A 22,110-nucleotide genomic window follows, 5' to 3' on the forward strand; every position below is an offset into this window, starting at 1 on the left:
ATATGATGGGTATACCAATTATATAGGGAGAAAAGAGCATGGATAAGGATAATATATATGTACTTCGCGACATAGATTGTTTTATGTCGGTCACAGAAGCCATACGCGAACAAGGGCTTACTTTAGAAAATCGTATCATTGAAAAGAAAGTGATTGAATCCAATTACTATTTATCGAAACAATTAAATGTGCCATTGGCTACAAAACTTTTTTACTTGTGTCGAGTTCGATATGTGGAAGGAATCGCCAAATCGATTGAAAAAACGTATATTGAATATTCAAAGGTGGAAGGAATCGAAGAATATAATCTTGGGAGCACATCATTCTATGGACTATTATTAAGAGAATATGGTGTACAGGTGTATGAAACACAAGAAGAATTATTATTGGTGGAGGCAAAAAGAGAAGAAAAAAGATTATTAGGATTAGAAGGAAAATGTGAGATTTTATTAAATCGTGGAACTTCTTATGTTTCAATAGAAGATCATGAGCCTTTTGAATATTTTGAAATGTCCAGTCTACCAAGCTTTTATAGATATAGGAGTGTGACTGAAATATGAGTGAAAAACCAATCTATGTACAGTTGATGGACAGTATCAAGAAGAAAATTCAGGATGGACAACTTAAAGTGGGAGATCGCTTAGTGAGTGAAAGAGAGATGTCCGAACAATATGGAATCAATCGAATGACAGTGCGAAATGCATTAAAAAAACTTCAAGAAGAAGGGGTTATTGAAACAAAAAGAGGCAGTGGCAATTATGTTGCGAAAGTTCCATATGTTGAAGAAAAACTAGAATTAGGGCGTGCTGGCGTCTATTCTTTGAGTGCACAGATTCGTCAAAAGGGAATGAAATCGAGTCGTAAAACACTATCTTTGACAAAGATAAAACCGGAAGGTAAATTAGAAAAAGTCTTTCCTAATGAAGATCATATATATGAAATCATTCGTTTATCGTATATCAATGATGAGCCTTATGCTTTGCAGAAGGTATATATTCCTTGTTCTAAATTTGAGGATGCCGAGCGCTTTGATTTTGAAGGCTTTTCATTATATGACTATATGGATGACATGGGACATCGTCCTAGAACGATGGTTTCTTATTTGCGCATTGATTCTTTACCGGTAGAGTATCGAAAATATATGGATATCGAAAGAAATGTATTTATTTTTGATTATCATGGCTATGATGAAAATCGTGAATTGGTAGAATATACGATTTCATATCATAATCCAAAGTATTCATCTTTTAAATATAAAACGCAAGGATTGAAATTTAGAAGTCAATAAATTGGTATATAAGTATATCAGAATTGAGGTATCTGATTGATAGATATCTCTTTTTTTGCGTTTAATATAGAATTGGTATATATGTGTGCCAAAGAAATTGTTGATATTGGTATATATACATGGTATAAATGAATCAGAAAATGGTATTACATATATACCAATGTCATTAAGGAGGAGAGAAATATGACATTTATTCAGGCGTTACTAATCGGCTTGATTGCCGGCTTAACCGTTTTGGATGGAAACTGGTTAGGTGAAGCTAAATTCCGTGAACCCGTTGTTACTGGATTCTTAGTTGGTTTAGCTTTAGGAGATGTTACGAAAGGATTGAAGGTTGGTGCTGAATTACAACTTTTATGGATGGGAGCAACTGGTATTGGTCCTACTGCTCAACTTGATATCGGTACTGGTGGAACAATTGGTGCAGCTGTTGCAATCATGACTGGCAAAGGTGCTGAAACAGCGATTCTATTTGGTGTTCCAGTCGCAGTTGTTATGCAGTTTATTAACACATTACTAATTGCTTCTTATTCTGGATTGATGCACAAAGTAGATAATGATATTGAAGCAGGTAACTTTAAATCAATCGCATTGACTCATCATTTCTGTAACTGGGCAACATTCGCACTATATTCATTAGTTGCGTTTGTCGCAATGTATTTTGGACATGGTGTTATCCAAGCAATCGCAGATGGACTTCCTGCATGGGCAAATGCTGGATTGAACGGTGTAGCTGCATTACTTCCTGCATTAGGATTTGCGTTATTGTTGAACATTATCTTCGAAAAAGATTTAACACCATACTTAATTATTGGATTTGTTCTTGCAGCATATGCAGGTCAGGCAATTACTATGGTTGGTATCACATTGATCGCATTCGCAATCGCAATGATCATTTATCAAATTCGCTCAAACCAACAAACTGTTGTTCAAAGTGCTTCAACTTTGGATGATGAATGGGAGGACTAAAACATGGCTAAAAATGATGTAATTAGTGTTGAAAACAATATAACAAAAAAAGATTTTAGAAAAGTATTCTGGAGATCATTTACTTTACTTGGATCATTCAACTATGAAAAGATGGAAGGTCTAGGCTATCTATATGCTATTGAGCACATTTTAAAGAAAATTTATAAAGATGATGAAGAAGGCTTAAAACAAGCTATGCTACGTGAAAGTGCAGCTTTCAATATGACAATTGCACCAGCACCATTCGTTATGGGAATTTCCATTGCGATGGAAGAAAGCGTTAAGCGTGATCCTAATTTTGATCCAGCGTCAATCAATGCGATCAAAGTCAGTTTAATGGGTCCATTAAGTGGTATTGGTGATACATTCTTCTGGGGTATCTTTAGAATCTTGGCTTGTTCATTATCTATTGGTTTTGCGAAAGCAGGAAATCCAATTGCTCCATTTATTTTATTGATTCTATTTAATATTCCAACATTCTTAACTCGTTATTATGGATTAAAGATTGGATATACAAGTGGAAACCAATTGTTGATTGACTTAGAAAAATCAGGAAAAATGCAATTATTTACATATTGTGCTGGCATTCTTGGTGTGGCTGCCATTGGTTGTATGATCGCAAGTTGGGTAACAGTTTCATGTCCTTTAGAATTCACAATTTCAGGAAACAAAATTGTGATTCAAGAATATTTAGATCAAATTATGCCTAAGTTATTGCCTTTAGCTGCAACATTAGGTATTTATTCAGCAATTAAAAAGAATATTAAAATCACAAAGATTATTTCAGCAATCGTAGTGATTGGATTTGTATTAGGTGTATTCGGCATTATTGCCCTATAGGAGGTTGTTATGGCTATAGTAGAAGTACGTGTAGACGATCGTTTGATTCATGGTCAAGTTTGTGGTTATTGGATCCCACAGTTTGATGTGCAACGAATTTTGATTGTCGATAATGAAATTGTGAACGATGAAAATCGTAAAGTATCTTTGAAATTTGGTACTCCACCAAGATGTAAATTGTCAATTTTTGATTCAAAGAAAGCTGCAGAAAAACTGCTTCGTAAGATTGATGAAGGAATTCGTGTTATGATTTTAGTTCGTTCACCAGAGCCACTAGCTGAAATGTTAGATTATGGCTATACGTTTGATCATGTTACTGTAGGTAATATGTCTACAAAAGATGGCGCTAAACAGATTCGTAACAATATGTTCGTAGATGAAAAAGAGGCAGCTGCCTTCAAGAAAATCAAAGAACACAATATTCCAATGTATTATCAAATTACACCAAATGTCTCAAAAGATGACATTTCAAAAGAGTTTTAAGGAGGATTCGATTATGGCAGAGCCAACAGTATTAGGATATATCAAGGAACAACCAGAAAGATTAAAATATGTTTTCGAAAATAAAGATGTTTTTGTGAAACCATTTGTAGATGTATTCACAAAAAATAATATTAAGAAAGTGATCTTCTTTGGATCAGGTACATCTTATAATGTATCTATTTTAGGAACTTATTATTTCAAACATCTAGTAGGAATTGATGCAGAATATCAATATCCAACTGTATTTAAAAATTATGAAAAAGCAGATTGGTCAGGATTATTAAAGAAGGATGAAATTCTATATGTTGGTATTTCTCAATCTGGAACATCCATTTCAACTTGCGAAGTTATGAAATATGCGCAACAAGAAGGTTATCATACTTTGGCAATCACTGGAGATTTAAATAGTGAAATCACAAAATATGTTGATACAAAAGTACATCTTTTAGTTGGAGATGAATTAACTCCACCAGAAACAAAAGGATATACAACATCTGTTATTTCTGTATACTTATGGGCTGTTGAATGTGCTCATGTAACTGGTAAGATGAGTGATGCTGAATATGAAAAAGCTTTAGATGAAACTCAAAAATTAGTAGATCAATTCCAAACTGTAGTCGAAGAAAGTGAAGCTTGGTACGATCGTAACCGCACAACTATTGTAAATAGTGATCGTTTATATTTCTTAGGTTATGGTATTGATTTCGCAACCGCTATTGAAGCTCAATTAAAAGTTGGAGAAATGTTAAGACTTCCTGCATTGGGATATGAAATTGAAGAATATTCTCATGGTCCTACAATGGCGATTTCTAAAAAACAAACCATTTGTATTATTGGAAGTGATGAAGCTGAATTTGAACACAGTGTAGATTTCAGTAAATCCTTTAAAAAATATACAGACCGTGTTCACTTTATCACATGCAAAGATTTAGGAAACGATCCTAGAGATTGTGTGTTCTCTGTTAAGACAAACAAATATTTGGCTCCATTGATGTTTACAGTTCCATTCCAATTTGTTGCCGCAAAAGGTGCAAAGGATATTGGTATTGATACAGCTATCAACCCATTTGACGAAAATTTAGCTCACTACAAAGACTAATGAAAGCTATTATTTTTGATATGGATGGTGTCCTAATAAATAGTGAAGTGAAGTATCAAGAATTATTCATGCAGTTTTTTAAAGAAAGAGGAGTTTTCGTTGAAAAAGAAGAACTTCTCTTTCTTGTTGGTAGTTCTAGAAAAATGGAAGATGCGTTTATCGCAAATCGATTAAATGTGAGTGTTGAAAGGGCAAAGTGTTTAAAGGAAACTTTTTTTGAAAATCAAAATGTGGATTACTTAAAAATACGTATGCCTTATGTGATGGAATTGCTTGAATATTTAAAAAATAAAGATGTTACGATGGCGCTTGCTTCATCTTCTCCAATGGAAAATATTGTGGATGTTTTAAAACAATGTGAGATTGAAACCTATTTTAAATATATTGTGAGTGGAGAAAATTTTAAAAGGACAAAGCCAGATCCAGAAATTTATGAATATACGAGTAAACAATTGGGTGTTTCTAAAGATGAAATATGGGTTGTAGAAGATTCTGAATATGGTATCGAGGCTGCAAAAAATGCAGGCTTAAAAGTTATAGGGTTATACAATAGAGAACTTTATCAAGATTTGACAGACGCAAATTTAATTATAAGTTCACTAAAACAGATTATGGAGGAAGATATATGGTAGGAATTCTTATTACAGGTCATGGTCATTTTGCCAGTGGCATTGCTTCAAGTGTAGAGTTGATCATGCAAAGTCTAGAAGGGGTAGAAGTTGTTGATTTTCCGCAAGGAGATACGGCAACGGAATTGAAAGAAAATATACATAGCGCATTGAGTAAATTTGATGATGAAATTGTTGTATTTGCGGATTTACTAAGTGGATCTCCATTTAATACGGCTGTTATGGAAGCTTTAGAGAATGATAAGATTCAAGTTGTCTATGGCACAAATTTAGGTATGTTGATTGAATGTATCATGATGCGTAATATGGGTTCAAGTGCGATTGAAATCGCAAATAAGGCTTGTGAAGTTGGCCAAACTCAAATTGGTAAATTTGAAAAACAACTAGAATCTGATGATGATGCATCAGAAGAGGAGTGGTAAAATGACTCGAAGCATAATGTGGCAGTATATAGAAGAAGAACCTACATATTTGTTGAATATCTTAAACAATCCAGAAAATAAAGATGTTATTCAAAAAGTAAAGGATTTTGATACCATCTATATATGTGCACATGGAAGTTCTTATAATGCAGCTACTTCGGTTGCTGGTTTTATAAGTGATATGGCTCATGTTCGTGTATATGTATATACACCTAGTAATTTTAAGCACAATGCTAAATCTATTCATTATGAAAATAAAGAGAAGACATTGGTGATTGGAATTAGTGAAACAGGTACGAGCCGAGGTGTTTTAGAAGTTCTAGAACAAATGAAAGATAAAGGCTTTACACTTCTAACACTGACAAATGTAAAAGATTCTCCAATGGATACATTAGGAGATCATACATTGTATTATCATTGTGATGAAGAAGATAGTAATGCCAAGACAAAAGGATATAGTTGTACTTTATTATTGTTGATGTTGATTGGTATATATTCAGGATATTTCAAGGGATTTGTTTCTGAAAACGAAATAGAGAAATATTTTGAAGAGTTAAAGAATGAAATCAAGAATCTTGAATCATTAATGGATAGTTTTGTAGCTTGGCTTAAAGATGCAAGCTATGGAAAAGATATGAAAGATATCTATGTGATTGGTGATGGAATGCAATTTGGTTCTTGTTTAGAAGGTCAGCTTAAACTAATGGAAACAATGTGTATGCCAACTATGTTTAATGATATCTTAGAATTTTCACATGGGATGCATAGATCTTTAAATACATCTTCACACGTATTGTTGTTGGATGATGGTACGGAAAAGGAATTGATGTATAAAACGTATGAATATCTAAAATCTAAACAAATTCCAGTCTTATTGATCACAAATCAAAGTTATGCATATGATGATTATATTTATCCTGTTGATTTATATCATGTGGATCATTCAATATTTTCTATCATTTACTTAATTCAAATTATATCTGTATTTGTACCTGAACTGCATGGTTTGGATCCAAATCGTGATGCGAATAATGACTATACAGATTTTGTGAATACTAGAGTATAATTAAAAGAAAGCCCAGATGGGCTTTTCGTATATAGGGGAGGATGCACATGTTAGAGTTAGTTGTTTTTGATGTGGATGGGTTGATGTTAGATACTGAAAGCGTATGGAAAGAAGCTTTTGACAAGGCAGGAGATAAGTATGGTATTCAAAATATGGGTTCTACTTTATTTCCAAAATTGATTGGTAAAAGTGGTAGAGATGAAAAAGAAGTGTTAGATCGATATTTATCTCAAGACATTCAAGAATTAGTGATCAAAGAATGGGAACGTATTGGATTTGGTATGTTGGAAAAGGAAGTGCCAGTAAAGCCAGGCTTAAATGAAATACTAGATTTTTTGGATGCACATCATATTAAAAAGGCTGTCGCAACAACGACAAGAAGAGAGCTTACTGAAGAAAGATTAAAACGAGTTGGCGTATATGATCGTTTTGATTATGTATTATGTGGGGATGAAGTCATAAATCGTAAGCCAGATCCAGAAATTTATTTGAGTGTTTTAAAGAAAATGAATACAGACGCAAAAAATGCTCTAGTCTTAGAGGATAGTGTAGTTGGGGTTGAGGCTGCTTATAGAGCAGGTATTGATTGTATTCAAGTGCCAGATATCATTGCACCTACAGATGTACAAAAGAAGCAGACGATTTATACTGCGAAAGATTTAATGGAAGCTAGAGATTATATTAAAGAGAACAGGATATAAAATGCGTCAAAATGATTTTGAAAATGCACCCATGATAAAATTGGTCATGGGTTTAGCTATACCGAGCATGATTGCTCAATTAGTCAATATTTTATATTCCATTGTCGATCGTATGTTTGTAGGACAAATTGAAGAAGTAGGAAATTTATGCTTGGCAGCCGTTGGAATATGTGGGCCAATCGTTACTTTATTATCAAGTTTTGGAACTCTTGTTGGAATTGGTGGTTCCATTTGGCTATCGATGTGTTTGGGTCAAAAGAATGAGAAAAGGGCCAGTCAAATTTTATATAACAGTTTTGTGATGTTGGTTGTTCTTTCTATTTGTTTAACACTTGGATTCATTCTTTTAAAACACAATCTGATCTATTGGTTTGGAGGCAGTGATGCCCTATATCCTTATGCCAATACTTATTTAACAATCTATACATTAGGAACTTTCTTTGCCCTTATGTCAATTGGATTGAACTATTTTATTACAGGACAAGGCTATGCTACGATTGCGATGTTAAGTGTATGTATTGGTGCCATCACAAATATTATTTTTGATTTTATTTTGATTCGAACACTAAAGATTGGTGTTGCAGGAGCTGCCATTGGTACGGTTGTAGCACAGTTTTTATCTTGTATGTTTGTGCTTTGTTTTTTAAGATTTAAAACAAAGATCAAATTGAAAAAAGAAGAACTTTCTATAGATAAGATGAAGCATATAGTAAAACTTGGATTTTCACCATTTTTGATTCTTGCGACGGATTCTGTCATTTTAATTGTGATGAATATGATGCTTCAAAAGTATGGTGGAAATATGGGTGATGTTTATATTTCAGCTATTACTGTAGCCCAAAGTTATTTCTTATTGATTACAGGTCCACTTTTAGGTATTAGTTCAGGAACACAGCCAATATATGCGTATCATTTTGGTGCGAAAAATTTAAAGAAAATCAAAGAAGCTTTTAAAATCATTATTTCATTTGCGTTTTTATTCTGTCTTGTCATGTTCATTATTTCAATGTGCTACTCAAATGTATTTGTATCTATGTTTACAAGTGATGTCATGACTATGCCAATTGCAGATAGAGCCATTAAAATCTTCTGTTTAGGTATATTAATGATGTCTATTCAATATGTTTTAGTGGATGGAATTACAGGATTATCGAATGTAAAACTATCTTTGTTTTTATCATTAAATCGTAAGATGATGTATTTAGGTTGTACATGTTTATTGCCTGCATTTTTAGGGGTTTCTAATATTTTCTATGCACAACCAATAGCCGATATTTATGCGAGTATTGTAACTGCCATTTGTTTTATAAAAATCATACCTTCTTATTTAAAAAGTCATGGTGTGAAGTAAGGCGAGATGAAGCAACATCTCGTTTTTTTTAATACTACAGCCATTTTCTGATATAATAGGGGCATAGGAGGATTTTGTATGGCTATATTTCTAAATCCAAATAATGCGAATTTTAATGAAGCAGTCCATTCAAAAATATATGTGGATAAAACAGGCTTGATTGAATATACAAATAGTGTGATTTCAACCACAGCTAAATTCATTTGTAATTCAAGACCTAGACGTTTTGGAAAATCCATGACTGCGGATATGCTTTGTGCCTATTATTCAAAGGGATGTGATTCTAGAGAATTATTTCAGCCATATACGATTTCTTCATGTTCTACATTTGAAAAGTATCTTAATCAATATGATGTCATTCATATTGATGTACAGTGGTGTAAAGACCAAGTTGAAAATATAAATGAAATTGTCAATTATATCAAAGAGAGTTGTATGCATGAATTACAGAATGAATATTCCGATATTGATTATACTGGAATTATTTCTTTGTCTGGAACACTTTCTAAAATTAATGATGAAACGGGACATCGCTTTGTGGTAATTATTGACGAGTGGGATGTATTGATTCGTGATAATGCGAATAATAAAAAACTTCAAGAAGAATATATTGATTTTTTGAAAGGATTATTTAAAGGATCACAACCTTCTCGCTATATCGCATTAGCGTATTTAACGGGGATTTTACCAATCAAAAGAACGATGACGCAATCGGCATTAAATAATTTTGATGAATATACAATGTTGAATCCGGGTCCATTGGCTTCTTTCATAGGATTTACAGAAGAGGAAGTCAAAAGATTAAGTGATACATACAACATAGATTTTAATCGAATCAAAAAATGGTATGATGGATATTACTTAAATCATCAGCATGTATATAATCCGAAAGCTGTTGTTAGTTTGTTTACATTAGGTGTGTTTCAAAGTTATTGGGCACAGACAAGTAGTTACGAATCCATAAATAGTTTGATTCAAATGAATTTTGATGGTTTAAAAGAAGCTGTTTTAGAAATGTTAAGTGGAAATGAAGTGAAGATGCAGACAACGTCTTTTCAAAATGATATGGTTTCATTTAAAAATAAGAATGATGTGTTAACGGCATTGGTTCATTTAGGATATCTTGGATACAACCAAACATATAAGACAGTATTTATTCCAAATGAAGAGATTCGACAAGAATTTGTGAATTCTGTTTCTGAAGATAAATGGAATGATTTGATTCAATTTGAAAAAGAATCAGATACCATTTTAGAAGCGACTTGGGATATGGATACGGAAGTTGTAGCTAAACAAATGGAAAAGATTCATAATACGTATGCTTCTAATATTGTGTATCATAATGAAAATAGTTTGAGTAGTGTTTTAACACTTGCATATTTATCAACTTTGAAATATTATTTTAAACCAATACGTGAATTACCAACAGGAAGAGGATTTGCGGATTTTGTATATATTCCAAAACCAGAATATAAAGATTATTATCCAGCCTTATTGGTGGAACTAAAATGGAATCATAATGTGCAAAGTGCATTAGATCAAATCAAGGAAAAAGTATATCCTCAATCGATTCAAGAATATACGAATAACTTGTTGTTAGTGGGGATTGCTTATGATCCTAAGACAAAAGAACATTGTTGCAAAATAGAAAAGTTTTAATGGAATTAAGAATAGGTGATGATTATGTTTTTTAAGAAAGAGAAAAAGATGAATGTTCCAGATTTATGGAATTTTATGACATCTTTAAATAAAAAGGATAAGGCTTTATTTGAAGAACTATTAGATAATGATAATGAGCCTTTGGAATATAAGGGGGATGTCAAACAGGGTGGTTTATTAAAGAATAAGAAGATGATTGAAAGAAGGGTCATTGAAAAAGAAGAGGATGGAAGATTGCGTGATTATACGCAATATCGTATTCAGCCAGATGTATATGAAGTATTAAAATCTTCTTATGATCAATTCTATTCAATTATTGGTGATTAAGCTTGTAGAAATACAGGCTTTTTTCTTTATAGGTGCAAATCTCAAGACAAAAAAAGCCCTTAAAGGTGCAAATGAAGGAGTAAAAAAAGTCCTTGTAGGTGCAAATCACAAGGTAAAAAAAGTCCTTGTAGGTGCAAATGGAAAAGAAAGTGTGCTAGAATATCTTTAGATAAAGCATATTATATGATTGGCAATAATTGAATATACATTTGAGTATTGATTTAAATCAAATCATACTTTTTTTTCTATTTGTCAGAGTGAGAAGATGAGTTGTTAAATGGGCATGACTATTGGTTGATTGAAGCAGATTGCGAGTAAGTATGATGTTGAAATTGTAGTTGAAGAAAATGAATACTATAAGCCTTCTTCGTTAGAAAGTAAGGGCTATGCATTGTGAAACAAACAGTAGAAAAAGTATTTAACTATGCAGCAGCGTACCATTTATTCTTCCTGCAGGAACGGACGCTAGACACTTTACCTATATTTGTGATACCGTGATTCGTTTTGCGCCAATTGATATTGATAATCAACAATATGCTTCTGTTCATTCAGAAAATGAAAACTTTAGTATAGATAAATTAAGTTTAGCTGTTGAATTCTACAAGGAATTGATTAAAAATTATAGATAATAAAAAGGCCAGTTTAGATTTAAACTGGTTTTACTATAAAAAAAGGAAGCAGTGTCGCTAACAAGACTGCCTCCTCAAAACGTATGTTTTTCCTAGCAAAAATATTTTATCACAAATTAATAATAGATGTCAATTGTATCGAATAAATAGTCAAATATAGCTTTCAATTTTGGATTAAAGTCATAATTGTAATCTCTATAAACTCTTTTTTTGAAAAATATTAATTGATTCTTGATTTTTGATTTTACACCATCGCTAGTAATTATGTGAATTGATGTATAAAGCAGCGTAACGATTTGTCTCGTTTTCTCTTTTGAAAGATGCTTATCATTTCTTTGATGTTTTATTGTTTTTAAACTAATTTTAACTGCATGATTTGTTTTATGTTTAGAATCTTTAATTGTAATATCATTCAATATACAGTTGTTATGGGCTGCTGCATTTCTTAACGCTTTTACGTCTTTCATAAGATAAAAGTCATTTAGTAAATCTTTATCATTCCACCTGTCTGCACAAAATTTATAGAATTTTAAATAATCTCCGAAAGATATAATTTCTATTAGTGTCCATGCTGGATAGTTACCATCGTAATGCTGAATAATATCACCTACATAACAGTTGTTACACTTTTCAATTATTCTTTTTTCTATAACTTGTTTATTTTGCCCTTGATTTACCATAAAATCTTTTACAATCGAATAGCCATCTTCAGATTTATTATTTTCTAAACAATGTAATAATTTAAGCTTTGAATAATGTTCTATATCCAGAGCAATTTCAAGGACAATGCTACGCAAATAGTTATCAATAATGGCTAAATCAACAAGATATGCAAAATCAAGATTGGAATACTTGTTTGTATTTGGTCCGTCAGGATGTTTTCTGAAATTTTTTCGAAAAGATGTTAACTTGTAGTAATAATTGTTGTTTGTTAAATAATCTTCAGCGTTTGATTTGCTAAAAAGATTAAATGATATTCCTTTATCTTCCAAATACTTCACTTGATCTTTAATGTTTAGTTTTTGTTTATATACGTTCATCTTATTTCTCCTTTAATTCATATAATCAAAAATTTTATATAATCAAGTTTTTCTTTCTATAAAAGGAGATGGGTTTTATAAGATTCTTATTCGTTACTGCCTTTTAAAATATTTTACCCTCCAACATTTGTTCAATGATAGTAAACACAGTCTGTTCCATTCTTCCATCATACAACATTCTATGTTTGGCATCTTCAATATAAATCAGGCGTTTCTTTTGCGCTGGAATCTTTTTGTAGGCACGAGTAGAACTTGATGGAGCAATGACTTCATCGCTTGTTCCGTGCAACATAAGAATTGGACATTCGATTTGTGAAATAGATTCTTTATATTGAGAAACAATTTTTGTGAAGGTTTGGTACTGCTTTGAGCTTGGACCCTTCTTTTCTTTGTCGGATTTTTTAAATAATCCTGTTACTTTTTTGATGTCAAGATATTCAAAGGCAGGAGCACAAAGAATTAATGATTGTACTTTATAAATGCTTGCCAAATAACTGGCAATCACGCCTCCCATGGAAAATCCAATTAGAATCACATTGGGATTTTCTTTAATGGAAAGACTTAATTTGGCTTCACATCTTTGTACCCAATCTTTGTAGTTGGCATCATTTGGATTGTTTAAATCATACATATCAAATTGAATCACTTCATATTTTTTAGCCTTTAAATAGCGGGCTAATGGATCAAATTCATGACTTAGATTTCTTCCAAATCCGTGGATTGTTACTATTATAGGTTTCTTTCTTCGATTAAATAAAGACATTCGCATCACCTCGTTGTATAATTATTATAACATCTAATGAAAGGAAGGTCACTTGTATATATGAAGGCAACTTTATTGATTAAAAATATTGAAAATCTATATACATGTGATAAGGATTTTACAATCTTGCATCATGCCTTTATTGCATGTCACCATGATAAGATCATAGAAATCAATACAGGTTCTTATAAAGAATGGCTAGATCCTGCAACACGTGTCATTGATGCGCAAGGCGAGTGTGTCGTGCCAGCTTTTATTGATTGTCAATATAAAAGTTTTACGCATGTTCGTTTGGGGGATCAATTAAGACAAGATATCAATGCGTTGTATGCGATGCGTCAAAATGGAATCTTAACTTTGATTTGTGACAATCCAAATTCGCAAAGAATGAAGTTAGAGCAGGATGTATTTTATAAAAAGAATCAGCCGAAGCTTCCAGTTTTACATCGTTTAAGTGAATTGAATCATGAAATTCCCGAAACTTTTTTAATGAGTTGTGGATTTGGACTTCCAAACTCCTATGTATATAGTATGGCACCTATGAGTTATGTCTTGTTTCAAACCCATCGCGTGTGTTCTAGAAAACTACTCGAAAGTATGACGTCTTTACCAGCTAAAGAATTTGATTTATCAGATCGTGGTTCAATTGAAATTGGTAAGATGGCCGATCTTTTGGTTTTACAAGTCACAACGATTGAACATTATTTCCAGACTTTGGGAAGACCTTTGATTCATCGTATGATTAAAAATGGAATTCAATTTTATCCAGAGTGGATGGTTTGTTAGGAAGAGTTTTCTTCCTTTTTTCTTTTTCTAAACAAAAAAAGATGGACTAGTCATTTGTCCATCTTCCAAAGATTCCACATGGTAATACACTATCATTTGTCGTAACAGGAAGTAGGTTTTCACCACATTCAATGTGTCCACCTTTTTCTTTTTGAATCGATCTAGATAAAGCTTCATTTAGTGTTGAACAACTAAATCCTGTTGTATAACAGTTCACAATAAAGAATAGGGCATCATCACTTAAGATCTTCATGCATTCTTGAATCAATGGGAATAATTCTTCTTCAAGTTTCCAAAGTTCGCCATTTGGACCTCTACCATAACTCGGTGGATCCATAACGATACCATCATATTTTCTTCCTCTTCTTTGTTCTCTTTTTACAAATTTAATACAATCATCCACAATAAAACGAATTGTATGGTCTTGTAAATTAGAAAGCTGCATATTTTCTTTTGCCCATTGAATCATACCTTTTGAGGCATCGACATGCACAACTTCTTTCGCTCCAGCTTTTGAGCAGGCCATTGTAGCACCACCTGTATAGGCAAATAGGTTTAAGATTCTTAAATCATCACGCTTTGATTCTTTGATCTTATTGGCCATAAAATCCCAGTTGCTAGCTTGTTCTGGGAATAATCCTGTATGTTTAAATCCAGTTGGACTGATTTTAAAACGCAATCCCTTATATCCGATTGTCCAGAATTCTTTAACAGGCTTTTTCATTTCCCAATGACCACCACCAGATTTAGAACGGTAATATACAGCATCCGCCTTATTCCATGCACGCTCATCTTCGATTGGCCAGATAGCTACGGGGTCCGGTCTTCTTAGAATCGTTTGATTCCATCTTTCTAGTTTTTCTTTATTTCCAGTATCAATAACTTCATAGTCTTGCCATTCTTTAGCAATTTGATTCATACTTAGTTCTCCTTTAACTCAGTAATTCTGACTACTCCTCACTGCGAGCAGTGAGGGTTCTGAACTGACAACATTATGCAGCAATCGTACATTATTTTCAAACTTTGGATTCCTGTCTTTCTGTTGGAGCAGTGAACTCTACAATCAAGCACTACATTTAGCACATTAGCGATTGTTTTCTGTATCTCTACATGGAAGCATAGTCAATCTCCCAATTAAACATTTATTTAATTTACTCTTATTCCACTATTCATGACTTTGATCTGATTCATTTGGATATACTCTATTGTTTCATTTTGGCACTTCAACATAGATTCTGAACTTTCTTTTAGCTTGACTTTGAAAATAGCCTGGACATCTTTTTTTTATAGATTGTTTTACCTTCTTCAAATGAATATATTCTGACATGGAGCTTTCGCCAGTTAATTATAACATAGATTTGCCAACTATGATATAATTGAGTGTGACTCTAGAAGGAGGTTTTAACATGTTTGTTCAAATGATTTGTAAAGATCGAAATGAAAAAGAAATGAATGAATTGTATGAAGTTTTAGGCCTTATCGCAAAACGTGAAGAAGTGCAAATTGAAGATCGTTATGATCATGTTGATATCTTGGTTTGTCCACAAGGAAAGATTGTTGTGACAGAAGAAGATGGCGATATGGTTTTACGTGCCAATACACGTCATGCAGGTCCTGGATTTCATGCGTTTGTGGTAGATATATTTAAAGATATTCAGGAAGAAGTTCCTGGTGAATATGAATTGATGGATGATATGGAATTTGATAAGGATGAAGATTTTGATCGATTGAGTTCTATGTATGAGGATGAAATGGATTATATTCGTGGTGTTCTTTTGGAAAATGAAGTGATGCGCCAACAGAATTATATGTATGACGAAACATATTTCTTGCCTCTACAAAAAGAAGATCGTATTCTTACAAGTCAGGGTGATTTGGATTTAAAAGAATTTAAACATATGAATACTCGTGACTTAATGGATGCCTTCTATGTATGGAATAATTGGGAAAGAGATGCCAAATTCTATAAGAATTGTGCATTAACTTTGCTTGCCAAAGAAGGTGTTGGAAAGTATACATTAATGAATGAAAATACCGTTAAGCATGCGAACGATATTTGCGAATATATCGAAGCAGCTTATGAAAAAGATCATAATGTAGATCTTCCATTAGATGCATATGCAGACTTATGCGAACAATTGGGTAGAGATAATAAATTGTCTGATGCCAAAAATATGGAGCAGGAAGCCATTCAATATCGTATTCGTGAAGTGTATCACTTGTTTGAAGATGCAAGAGTGGTTGCCAGTGGTGCTGCTGAAAGAAGTTATGATCCAGTAAATCAAGCCTTGTGTTTAATGTCTCCATATACGGATGAAGCACAATGGGATTGGTTGATTCAGGCTAGTAAACAACCGGGTATTGTCACAAACTTAGATAACATTATGGAACAAGATCCAATTCAATATGATAAGAAAACAATTTGGATGGATTCATGGCAAGAAGATGGTATCTATGTATTGGAGGCTGTACTTCGTTATAAAGAAAAATTCTTATATTTCCATGATGTATGTGCTAAAGAAAAGGATTTAGCTTTCTTAGAACAATGCATCAAGGAATCTGGTTTCACAAAGACACAGGAAGACTAGCTAAAGTGTTAGAAAAGATAGCGAAAGCCAACGGCTATGCATCTGTCAATCAATTGTTGATGGATTATGGATTTGTTCCTACCGTATTAACACCAAAACACAAAAAGATAGAAATTGTCAAAGCTATTGCGAAAAGTTTGATCAATAAATAATGGAATGGAGTGCTCATATTTCTGAGCACTTTTTTTGTGTTTTATGGTAAAATTGATACGGTGATTAAAAATTATGAGTAACTCAATATTAGATACATTAAATGAAAATCAAAGAACTGCCGCAACGACAATCAACGAACACGTTCGTATTATTGCGGGTGCAGGTAGTGGTAAAACGCGTGTCTTAATGGCACGTATTGTTTATTTAGTCCAAGATTGCGGTATTTTACCAAACCGCATTTTGGCCATTACATTCACAAATAAAGCAGCCAATGAAATGAAAACACGACTAACTGCTCAACTAGGCAGTATGGCAAGTGTAGTGCGCATTTCAACAATTCACTCTTTATGCGTAAGAATGCTTAGAGAAGATGCTGACTTGATTGGGTATCCAAAAACATTCGCAATTATGGATCCAGAAGATCAAAAGGCTATCTTAAAGCCGATTTATAAAACATTAGAAGTGGATAAAACTACGATTTCTTATAATCGTGCATTAGGTGCTATTAGTGCTTATAAGACAAACTATATTGATCCACAAATGGCAGGTAATATGGCTATGGATGATGTAAGTATTACATTAGCTAAAATTTATGCAGGCTATGAAAAACGTCGTAATGAAATGAAAGCCATGGACTTCGATGATTTATTATTAGAAGGACATCGCTTATTAAATAGCGTATCTTCCGTTCGTGAGAAGTGGCAAAATCGTTTAGACTACATTCATGTTGATGAGTTCCAGGACGTGGACCCTATTCAATATGGAATTATTAAATTATTGACTGGTAAAAACACACACCTATGTGTTGTAGGAGATCCAGACCAGACAATTTATACTTGGCGTGGAGCCAGTGTTGATATTATCTTGAAATTTAATAAGGATTTTGAACCATGTAAAACCGTTATTTTAAATGAGAACTATCGTTCAACACAACCGATTCTAGACGCAAGTAATGCCGTTATTAAATACAATAAGGAACGTATTGATAAAGATTTATATACAAAACTTCCTGGTGATGAAAAGATCACAATGTTTGAAGGAAAAGAAGACAGCGAAGAACCTATCTTTGTAGCTCGTCAAATCAATGAAAAACATAAAAAAGGTTTGGAATATAAAGATATGGCAATTCTGTATCGTTCAAACTATTCTTCACGTGCATTTGAACGTATCTTTAAATCGGTAGGCATTCCATACGTAATATATGGTGGAATTCGTTTCTATGAAAGACAAGAAATCAAAGATGCCCTATGTTATTTAAGATTATGTACAAACCGCAATGAAGAAGATCCAGACCAAATGGCACTAGATCTAGCTGTACTTCGAGTGATCAATGTGCCACGCCGTGGTATTGGTGCGCGTACAATTGAAAATCTTCAACAACAAGCGGCCGAAAGACACATGAATCTATATGATGTCATGAAAGATCCAATCGGATTAAGTACAGCGGTTACGAAAAAATGTGAAATGTTTGTAGACTTAATTGAAGATCTACGCGAAAATAGAGAACATTATGCCTTAGAAGACTTCTTAGACTACGTATTAGATACAACAGGCTATATTTCGATGTTGAAAGAAGATCGCGAAAGTGGTCAAGACCGCATTGATAACTTAAAAGAATTAAAAGAAGACATTGCCCAAAGTATGATTGAAGATCCAGAAATGACTTTAGAATCTTATTTACAAGACATTGCCTTATTTACAGATAAAACACAAGAAACAAGTGAAAATACAGTAAGCTTGATGACAGTGCATGCCGCAAAAGGATTAGAGTTTGATACAGTATTCTTAGTTAACTTTAATGATGGTGTGTTCCCAAGTTCTAGAGCTTGTGATGAAGGTGGCATGAAAGCGTTAGAAGAAGAAAGACGACTTCTATATGTTGCGATGACACGTGCTAAAAAAACACTATATATCTCATGGAATACAGGCTTTAGCTATATGCAGGATGCGTTTAAAACACCAAGTCGTTTTAGAGCCGAAATCCCAATGGAATATATTGTTCAAGAAGAAAAAGAAGAAGCACCAAAACAGTCAAAAGTTGTTGTTTCACAATCCTTAACAGGAAGACCATCAAAGCTTGGTGCGAACAAAAAGAAAGTGCGTTTACGTAAAGGAGATGCCATTGAACATACAATCTATGGTCAGGGTGTTGTACTTGAAATTCGTGGTGATGTCGCAACCATTGCCTTTGGTCATACAATTGGTGTGAAAAAATTAAATGCAGCACATCCTTCTTTAAAGAAAGCCTAGGTGAGTATGATGGATGAAAAGGCAAGAATTTTAGATTTACGTAAAGAATTAGAAAAGTATTCTATTGAATATTATGTATATGACAATCCAAGTGTAACCGATCAAGAATATGATCGTTTAATGCAAGAATTAATGGCATTAGAAGAAAAACATCCAGAAATGCAGGATGCGACAAGTCCAAGCCAAAGAATCATTGGCTCTGTACTTGAGGGTTTTGAAAAAGTGACACACGATACGCAGATGCTTTCTTTAGGAAATGTGTTTAATAAAGAAGAAATTGAAGAATTTGTTCAAAGAATCTCAGAAAGTGTTTCAACCCCAGAATTTGTCGTAGAATGCAAATACGACGGACTGGCGATGGCATTACTTTATGATGATGGTAATTTTACTAGAGCCGTGACAAGAGGCGATGGAATTGTAGGAGAAGATGTTTCAAACAATGTAAAAACCATTCTTTCCATACCAATGCATATTCCTGAAATGCGTCATGTTGAAGTTCGTGGTGAAGTCTATATGCCTAAGGCAAGCTTTGAGCAATTGAATAAAAGACAAGAAGAAAAAGGCTTGGCTCCTTTTGCGAATCCAAGAAATGCAGCTGCAGGAAGCATTCGACAATTGGATTCAAGCGTATGTGCAAGTCGTAAACTCGATGCCTATTGGTATTATTTCCAGAATGCTTCAGATTTTGCGGTACAAACACAAGAAGAAGCATTAGAAGCAATGTCTAAGATGCATTTTAGAATCAATCCATTACGAAAGGTTTGTACAACCGTAGATGAGATTTGGCAATTTATCCAAGAAATTCAAGAACAACGTGAGGATCTACCATATGAAATCGATGGTATGGTCATTAAATTAAATAATTTGGCCGATCAAAGAAGACTTGGAAGTACTGCAAAGGTTCCGCGTTATGCGACAGCCTATAAATTTCCCGCACAAGAAGTATTAACACGATTAAAAGACATAGTGATCACAGTAGGACGTACTGGGAAGATTACACCCAATGCCGTATTAGAACCGGTACGTGTTGCAGGAACTACAGTTAGTGCGGCTCAGTTACATAATGAAGATATGATTGCGAATAAAGATCTTCGTATTGGTGATATTGTGGTTGTTCGTAAGGCTGGAGAAATTATACCTGAAGTCGTAACAAGCGTACCTGAAAGAAGAGATGGAACCCAAATGCCATATCAATTTCCAACAACTTGTCCAATTTGTGGTTCTCATTTAGTGCGACTACCCGATGAGGCAGCACACTATTGCATCAACCAGGATTGTCCAGCTCGTGTTGTTGAAAGTATGATTCATTTTGCCTCAAGAGATGCGATGAATATCGATACTTTAGGGGATAAAAAAATTGAACAGCTTCATGAATGGGGCTATTTAAATTCAATCGAAGATATCTATTTTTTAGATCGCTATTATGATGAATTGATTGAAAAGCCAGGCTATCAAAAAAAGTCGGTGGATAAGCTTTTAGAATCGATTGAAAAAAGCAAGAAACAACCATTAGGTGTTATTTTATATGGTTTAGGCATTCGACAAGTTGGTAAAAAAGCCGCTATGATCTTGGCTGAACAATTCGGTGATATTGATACTCTAATGCATGCGAGTGTGGATGAATTAGTTTTGATTCATGATATTGGTTTGATTACAGCTTCAAGTGTTGTGGCATTCTTTAAAGAAGAAAAGAATCTTCATTTAATTGATGTGTTAAAACAAGCAGGATGTAATTTTATACAAGAAAAGAAACAAGTTGTAGAGAGTCGATTCACAAATAAAACATGTGTTTTAACGGGAACTTTAGAACATTATACACGTAATGAAGCCAAAGCAATTTTAGAATCATTAGGAGCCAATGTTTCAGGTTCTGTATCTAAGAAGACAGATTATGTCATTTATGGTACGGCTGCAGGATCTAAGCTTACAAAGGCACAAAGCTTAGGTGTTATGACAATGAGTGAAGAAGAGTTTGTACAGGAGGTAGAAAATGCGAAAGAGTAAATTATTGATTGGTTTATTGGCAATGAGTTTATGCGCTTGTTCTACCGGAAACAAAAATCAGGCGAATGCCCTAGATGATGATTCGTATCAGGCTATTTTGCCTTATGAAGCTAGTGATACAAGAAGTAAACATGTAGGTTTGATCAACGATACAGATTTGCGTGTTGAAATGGAAAGTGGATTAATGGAGCTTTCCAAGAAATATTTTTCCACTTCTTCTGTCGGTTATAAGACACATCAATTCTTAGATTACGATGAATTAGATGCGACAGACGGATCAAGAGGATTACTTGGTACGGTTCGTGATGGCAATCCCAATGGTCTAAATCCAAGTGCCGATGAAGAATTTGATACGGGTAATGGAATTGTGACCAATGCGACAGTTCTAGTGGATATTTATGAATTAGATTGGTATACGAATGATACATTAAAAGGTATTTCATTGGGTCTAGTCGTAAATGGAGACTTAAATACATCAGACGGATCCAGTGTAGAAATTACAGATGAAAAGATGCAAAATTATTTGGAAGTAACATTCTCTAAACTTGCTTCCTATATGCATGAGCGTTTTAATGAAATTAACAAAAACATTCCTATATATATAGCAGCCTATAAACTGGATGAGACAAGTACAACAGATAAGGGTGGCTATGTATATGAAGGTTATTATAAGGGTGGACAAGGAAATTTCACATCTTTAAAACAAGAATGGGTTTTAGTCCCAAGTTCTCGTTTTACAGAATTGGATTCAACGGCAGCCAATGAATTTACAACTTTTAAAGAAGAGATATCGAATGTTCTTCCGGACAATACGTTTGTGACGGGAGAAGCGAAGTTCGAATCGAAAAAATTAAGAAAATTAAATTTGACTATTACAGCACATGGAAAAACAGCTGGAGAAGTTTTAGCTATTATTGAACATGCACAAGATCAAATGAGCACATTTGAAACGAAGAAGTGTGACTATTTGATTACCATTTTAAATGATGATACAGTGTATGCGTTAATAGAAAGAAAATCTGGTTCAAGTGAATGTAATGTGATCAGTAAGATATAGGAGGAG

At 33.5% G+C, this 22,110-nt stretch carries 24 protein-coding genes; 21 read left to right on the top strand and 3 right to left on the bottom strand.

Annotation, left to right across the window (positions count from 1 at the left end; all coding sequences use genetic code 11):
• Positions 1-38 precede the first annotated feature (38 nt).
• The 15 genes from Q0E86_RS00440 (at position 39) to Q0E86_RS00510 (ending at position 11,463) form a co-directional block, all read left to right on the top strand.
• Complete coding sequence (locus tag Q0E86_RS00440) at positions 39-560, top strand: UTRA domain-containing protein (RefSeq protein ID WP_295754017.1); 522 nt, start codon at positions 39-41, stop codon at positions 558-560.
• Positions 557-1,288 carry a GntR family transcriptional regulator gene (locus Q0E86_RS00445; RefSeq protein ID WP_295754018.1) on the top strand — a complete coding sequence of 244 codons (732 nt, stop codon included), beginning with the start codon at positions 557-559 and terminating at the stop codon, positions 1,286-1,288. Before Q0E86_RS00440 ends, Q0E86_RS00445 begins: the two co-directional genes overlap by 4 nt.
• 183 nt (positions 1,289-1,471) lie before the next feature.
• Positions 1,472-2,257, top strand: a complete 786-nt coding sequence (locus Q0E86_RS00450; protein WP_295754019.1) for a PTS sugar transporter subunit IIC — start codon at positions 1,472-1,474, stop codon at positions 2,255-2,257.
• 3 nt (positions 2,258-2,260) lie between these two features.
• Positions 2,261-3,097, top strand: coding sequence for a PTS system mannose/fructose/sorbose family transporter subunit IID (locus Q0E86_RS00455; RefSeq protein ID WP_295754020.1), 837 nt, complete (start codon positions 2,261-2,263; stop codon positions 3,095-3,097).
• Positions 3,098-3,106: 9 nt separating this feature from the next.
• Positions 3,107-3,580, top strand: coding sequence for a PTS sugar transporter subunit IIB (locus tag Q0E86_RS00460; RefSeq protein WP_295754021.1), 474 nt, complete (start codon positions 3,107-3,109; stop codon positions 3,578-3,580).
• A 13-nt stretch (positions 3,581-3,593) separates the two neighbouring features.
• On the top strand, positions 3,594-4,679 hold the full coding sequence (locus Q0E86_RS00465) for an SIS domain-containing protein (RefSeq protein ID WP_295754022.1): 1,086 nt from the start codon (positions 3,594-3,596) through the stop codon (positions 4,677-4,679).
• Entirely contained in the window at positions 4,679-5,311 is a 633-nt protein-coding gene (locus Q0E86_RS00470) for an HAD family phosphatase (RefSeq protein WP_295754023.1), read from the top strand. The genes Q0E86_RS00465 and Q0E86_RS00470 overlap by 1 nt, the downstream gene beginning before the upstream one ends.
• Positions 5,305-5,730 carry a PTS sugar transporter subunit IIA gene (locus tag Q0E86_RS00475; protein WP_295754024.1) on the top strand — a complete coding sequence of 142 codons (426 nt, stop codon included), beginning with the start codon at positions 5,305-5,307 and terminating at the stop codon, positions 5,728-5,730. The genes Q0E86_RS00470 and Q0E86_RS00475 overlap by 7 nt, the downstream gene beginning before the upstream one ends.
• 1 nt (position 5,731) lies before the next feature.
• Positions 5,732-6,796: an SIS domain-containing protein gene (locus Q0E86_RS00480; protein ID WP_295754025.1), complete on the top strand. Its 1,065-nt coding sequence runs from the start codon at positions 5,732-5,734 to the stop codon at positions 6,794-6,796.
• Between the two features lie 47 nt (positions 6,797-6,843).
• Complete coding sequence (locus tag Q0E86_RS00485) at positions 6,844-7,497, top strand: HAD family phosphatase (RefSeq protein WP_295754027.1); 654 nt, start codon at positions 6,844-6,846, stop codon at positions 7,495-7,497.
• 1 nt (position 7,498) lies between these two features.
• Positions 7,499-8,848 (top strand): MATE family efflux transporter, encoded by a 1,350-nt coding sequence (locus tag Q0E86_RS00490; RefSeq protein WP_295754028.1) that lies wholly within the window; start codon positions 7,499-7,501, stop codon positions 8,846-8,848.
• A 78-nt stretch (positions 8,849-8,926) separates the two neighbouring features.
• Entirely contained in the window at positions 8,927-10,507 is a 1,581-nt protein-coding gene (locus Q0E86_RS00495; protein WP_295754029.1) for an AAA family ATPase, read from the top strand.
• A gap of 24 nt (positions 10,508-10,531) precedes the next feature.
• Entirely contained in the window at positions 10,532-10,834 is a 303-nt protein-coding gene (locus Q0E86_RS00500; RefSeq protein WP_295754030.1) for a hypothetical protein, read from the top strand.
• Positions 10,803-11,003 carry a hypothetical protein gene (locus Q0E86_RS00505; protein ID WP_295754031.1) on the top strand — a complete coding sequence of 67 codons (201 nt, stop codon included), beginning with the start codon at positions 10,803-10,805 and terminating at the stop codon, positions 11,001-11,003. The genes Q0E86_RS00500 and Q0E86_RS00505 overlap by 32 nt, the downstream gene beginning before the upstream one ends.
• A gap of 325 nt (positions 11,004-11,328) precedes the next feature.
• Positions 11,329-11,463, top strand: a complete 135-nt coding sequence (locus Q0E86_RS00510; RefSeq protein WP_367117366.1) for a hypothetical protein — start codon at positions 11,329-11,331, stop codon at positions 11,461-11,463.
• A gap of 116 nt (positions 11,464-11,579) precedes the next feature.
• Here Q0E86_RS00510 and Q0E86_RS00515 read toward each other — a convergent pair whose 3' ends face one another.
• Complete coding sequence (locus tag Q0E86_RS00515) at positions 11,580-12,503, bottom strand: Abi family protein (protein ID WP_295754032.1); 924 nt, start codon at positions 12,501-12,503, stop codon at positions 11,580-11,582.
• A gap of 103 nt (positions 12,504-12,606) precedes the next feature.
• Positions 12,607-13,266, bottom strand: a complete 660-nt coding sequence (locus tag Q0E86_RS00520; protein ID WP_295754033.1) for a carboxylesterase — start codon at positions 13,264-13,266, stop codon at positions 12,607-12,609.
• Between the two features lie 60 nt (positions 13,267-13,326).
• On the opposite strand from Q0E86_RS00520, the gene Q0E86_RS00525 reads away from it, so the two are divergent.
• Positions 13,327-14,052 carry a hypothetical protein gene (locus tag Q0E86_RS00525; protein ID WP_295754034.1) on the top strand — a complete coding sequence of 242 codons (726 nt, stop codon included), beginning with the start codon at positions 13,327-13,329 and terminating at the stop codon, positions 14,050-14,052.
• Positions 14,053-14,098: 46 nt separating this feature from the next.
• Here the strand turns inward: Q0E86_RS00525 and Q0E86_RS00530 are convergent, their stop codons facing one another.
• Entirely contained in the window at positions 14,099-14,971 is an 873-nt protein-coding gene (locus Q0E86_RS00530) for a class I SAM-dependent methyltransferase (protein WP_295754035.1), read from the bottom strand.
• Positions 14,972-15,458: 487 nt separating this feature from the next.
• Here Q0E86_RS00530 and Q0E86_RS00535 point away from each other — a divergent pair, with 487 nt between their 5' ends.
• The 5 genes from Q0E86_RS00535 to Q0E86_RS00555 all read left to right on the top strand — a co-directional run bounded on the left by Q0E86_RS00535 (position 15,459) and on the right by Q0E86_RS00555 (position 22,104).
• Positions 15,459-16,640: a hypothetical protein gene (locus Q0E86_RS00535; RefSeq protein ID WP_295754036.1), complete on the top strand. Its 1,182-nt coding sequence runs from the start codon at positions 15,459-15,461 to the stop codon at positions 16,638-16,640.
• A gap of 5 nt (positions 16,641-16,645) precedes the next feature.
• Positions 16,646-16,792, top strand: coding sequence for a hypothetical protein (locus tag Q0E86_RS00540; protein ID WP_295754037.1), 147 nt, complete (start codon positions 16,646-16,648; stop codon positions 16,790-16,792).
• Positions 16,793-16,865: 73 nt separating this feature from the next.
• On the top strand, positions 16,866-19,043 hold the full coding sequence (locus Q0E86_RS00545) for an ATP-dependent helicase (protein ID WP_295754038.1): 2,178 nt from the start codon (positions 16,866-16,868) through the stop codon (positions 19,041-19,043).
• A 9-nt stretch (positions 19,044-19,052) separates the two neighbouring features.
• Complete coding sequence (gene ligA / locus Q0E86_RS00550; RefSeq protein WP_295754039.1) at positions 19,053-21,047, top strand: NAD-dependent DNA ligase LigA; 1,995 nt, start codon at positions 19,053-19,055, stop codon at positions 21,045-21,047.
• Positions 21,034-22,104 carry a CamS family sex pheromone protein gene (locus Q0E86_RS00555; RefSeq protein ID WP_295754040.1) on the top strand — a complete coding sequence of 357 codons (1,071 nt, stop codon included), beginning with the start codon at positions 21,034-21,036 and terminating at the stop codon, positions 22,102-22,104. Before ligA ends, Q0E86_RS00555 begins: the two co-directional genes overlap by 14 nt.
• The last annotated feature ends 6 nt before the right edge of the window (positions 22,105-22,110 follow it).

The sequence above is a fragment of the uncultured Holdemanella sp. genome, from assembly GCF_934754935.1.
GTDB lineage: Bacteria > Bacillota_I > Bacilli_A > Erysipelotrichales > Erysipelotrichaceae > Holdemanella.

What these genes read in the sequence shown, in the direction of transcription:
- Q0E86_RS00440 (WP_295754017.1), top strand. Translation starts at nt 39, where the DNA reads ATGGATAAGGATAATATATATGTACTTCGCGACATAGATTGTTTTATG.
- Q0E86_RS00445 (WP_295754018.1), top strand. Translation starts at nt 557, where the DNA reads ATGAGTGAAAAACCAATCTATGTACAGTTGATGGACAGTATCAAGAAG.
- Q0E86_RS00450 (WP_295754019.1), top strand. Translation starts at nt 1,472, where the DNA reads ATGACATTTATTCAGGCGTTACTAATCGGCTTGATTGCCGGCTTAACC.
- Q0E86_RS00455 (WP_295754020.1), top strand. Translation starts at nt 2,261, where the DNA reads ATGGCTAAAAATGATGTAATTAGTGTTGAAAACAATATAACAAAAAAA.
- Q0E86_RS00460 (WP_295754021.1), top strand. Translation starts at nt 3,107, where the DNA reads ATGGCTATAGTAGAAGTACGTGTAGACGATCGTTTGATTCATGGTCAA.
- Q0E86_RS00465 (WP_295754022.1), top strand. Translation starts at nt 3,594, where the DNA reads ATGGCAGAGCCAACAGTATTAGGATATATCAAGGAACAACCAGAAAGA.
- Q0E86_RS00470 (WP_295754023.1), top strand. Translation starts at nt 4,679, where the DNA reads ATGAAAGCTATTATTTTTGATATGGATGGTGTCCTAATAAATAGTGAA.
- Q0E86_RS00475 (WP_295754024.1), top strand. Translation starts at nt 5,305, where the DNA reads ATGGTAGGAATTCTTATTACAGGTCATGGTCATTTTGCCAGTGGCATT.
- Q0E86_RS00480 (WP_295754025.1), top strand. Translation starts at nt 5,732, where the DNA reads ATGACTCGAAGCATAATGTGGCAGTATATAGAAGAAGAACCTACATAT.
- Q0E86_RS00485 (WP_295754027.1), top strand. Translation starts at nt 6,844, where the DNA reads ATGTTAGAGTTAGTTGTTTTTGATGTGGATGGGTTGATGTTAGATACT.
- Q0E86_RS00490 (WP_295754028.1), top strand. Translation starts at nt 7,499, where the DNA reads ATGCGTCAAAATGATTTTGAAAATGCACCCATGATAAAATTGGTCATG.
- Q0E86_RS00495 (WP_295754029.1), top strand. Translation starts at nt 8,927, where the DNA reads ATGGCTATATTTCTAAATCCAAATAATGCGAATTTTAATGAAGCAGTC.
- Q0E86_RS00500 (WP_295754030.1), top strand. Translation starts at nt 10,532, where the DNA reads ATGTTTTTTAAGAAAGAGAAAAAGATGAATGTTCCAGATTTATGGAAT.
- Q0E86_RS00505 (WP_295754031.1), top strand. Translation starts at nt 10,803, where the DNA reads ATGATCAATTCTATTCAATTATTGGTGATTAAGCTTGTAGAAATACAG.
- Q0E86_RS00515 (WP_295754032.1), bottom strand. Translation starts at nt 12,503, where the DNA reads ATGAACGTATATAAACAAAAACTAAACATTAAAGATCAAGTGAAGTAT.
- Q0E86_RS00520 (WP_295754033.1), bottom strand. Translation starts at nt 13,266, where the DNA reads ATGTCTTTATTTAATCGAAGAAAGAAACCTATAATAGTAACAATCCAC.
- Q0E86_RS00525 (WP_295754034.1), top strand. Translation starts at nt 13,327, where the DNA reads ATGAAGGCAACTTTATTGATTAAAAATATTGAAAATCTATATACATGT.
- Q0E86_RS00530 (WP_295754035.1), bottom strand. Translation starts at nt 14,971, where the DNA reads ATGAATCAAATTGCTAAAGAATGGCAAGACTATGAAGTTATTGATACT.
- Q0E86_RS00535 (WP_295754036.1), top strand. Translation starts at nt 15,459, where the DNA reads ATGTTTGTTCAAATGATTTGTAAAGATCGAAATGAAAAAGAAATGAAT.
- Q0E86_RS00545 (WP_295754038.1), top strand. Translation starts at nt 16,866, where the DNA reads ATGAGTAACTCAATATTAGATACATTAAATGAAAATCAAAGAACTGCC.
- ligA (WP_295754039.1), top strand. Translation starts at nt 19,053, where the DNA reads ATGGATGAAAAGGCAAGAATTTTAGATTTACGTAAAGAATTAGAAAAG.
- Q0E86_RS00555 (WP_295754040.1), top strand. Translation starts at nt 21,034, where the DNA reads ATGCGAAAGAGTAAATTATTGATTGGTTTATTGGCAATGAGTTTATGC.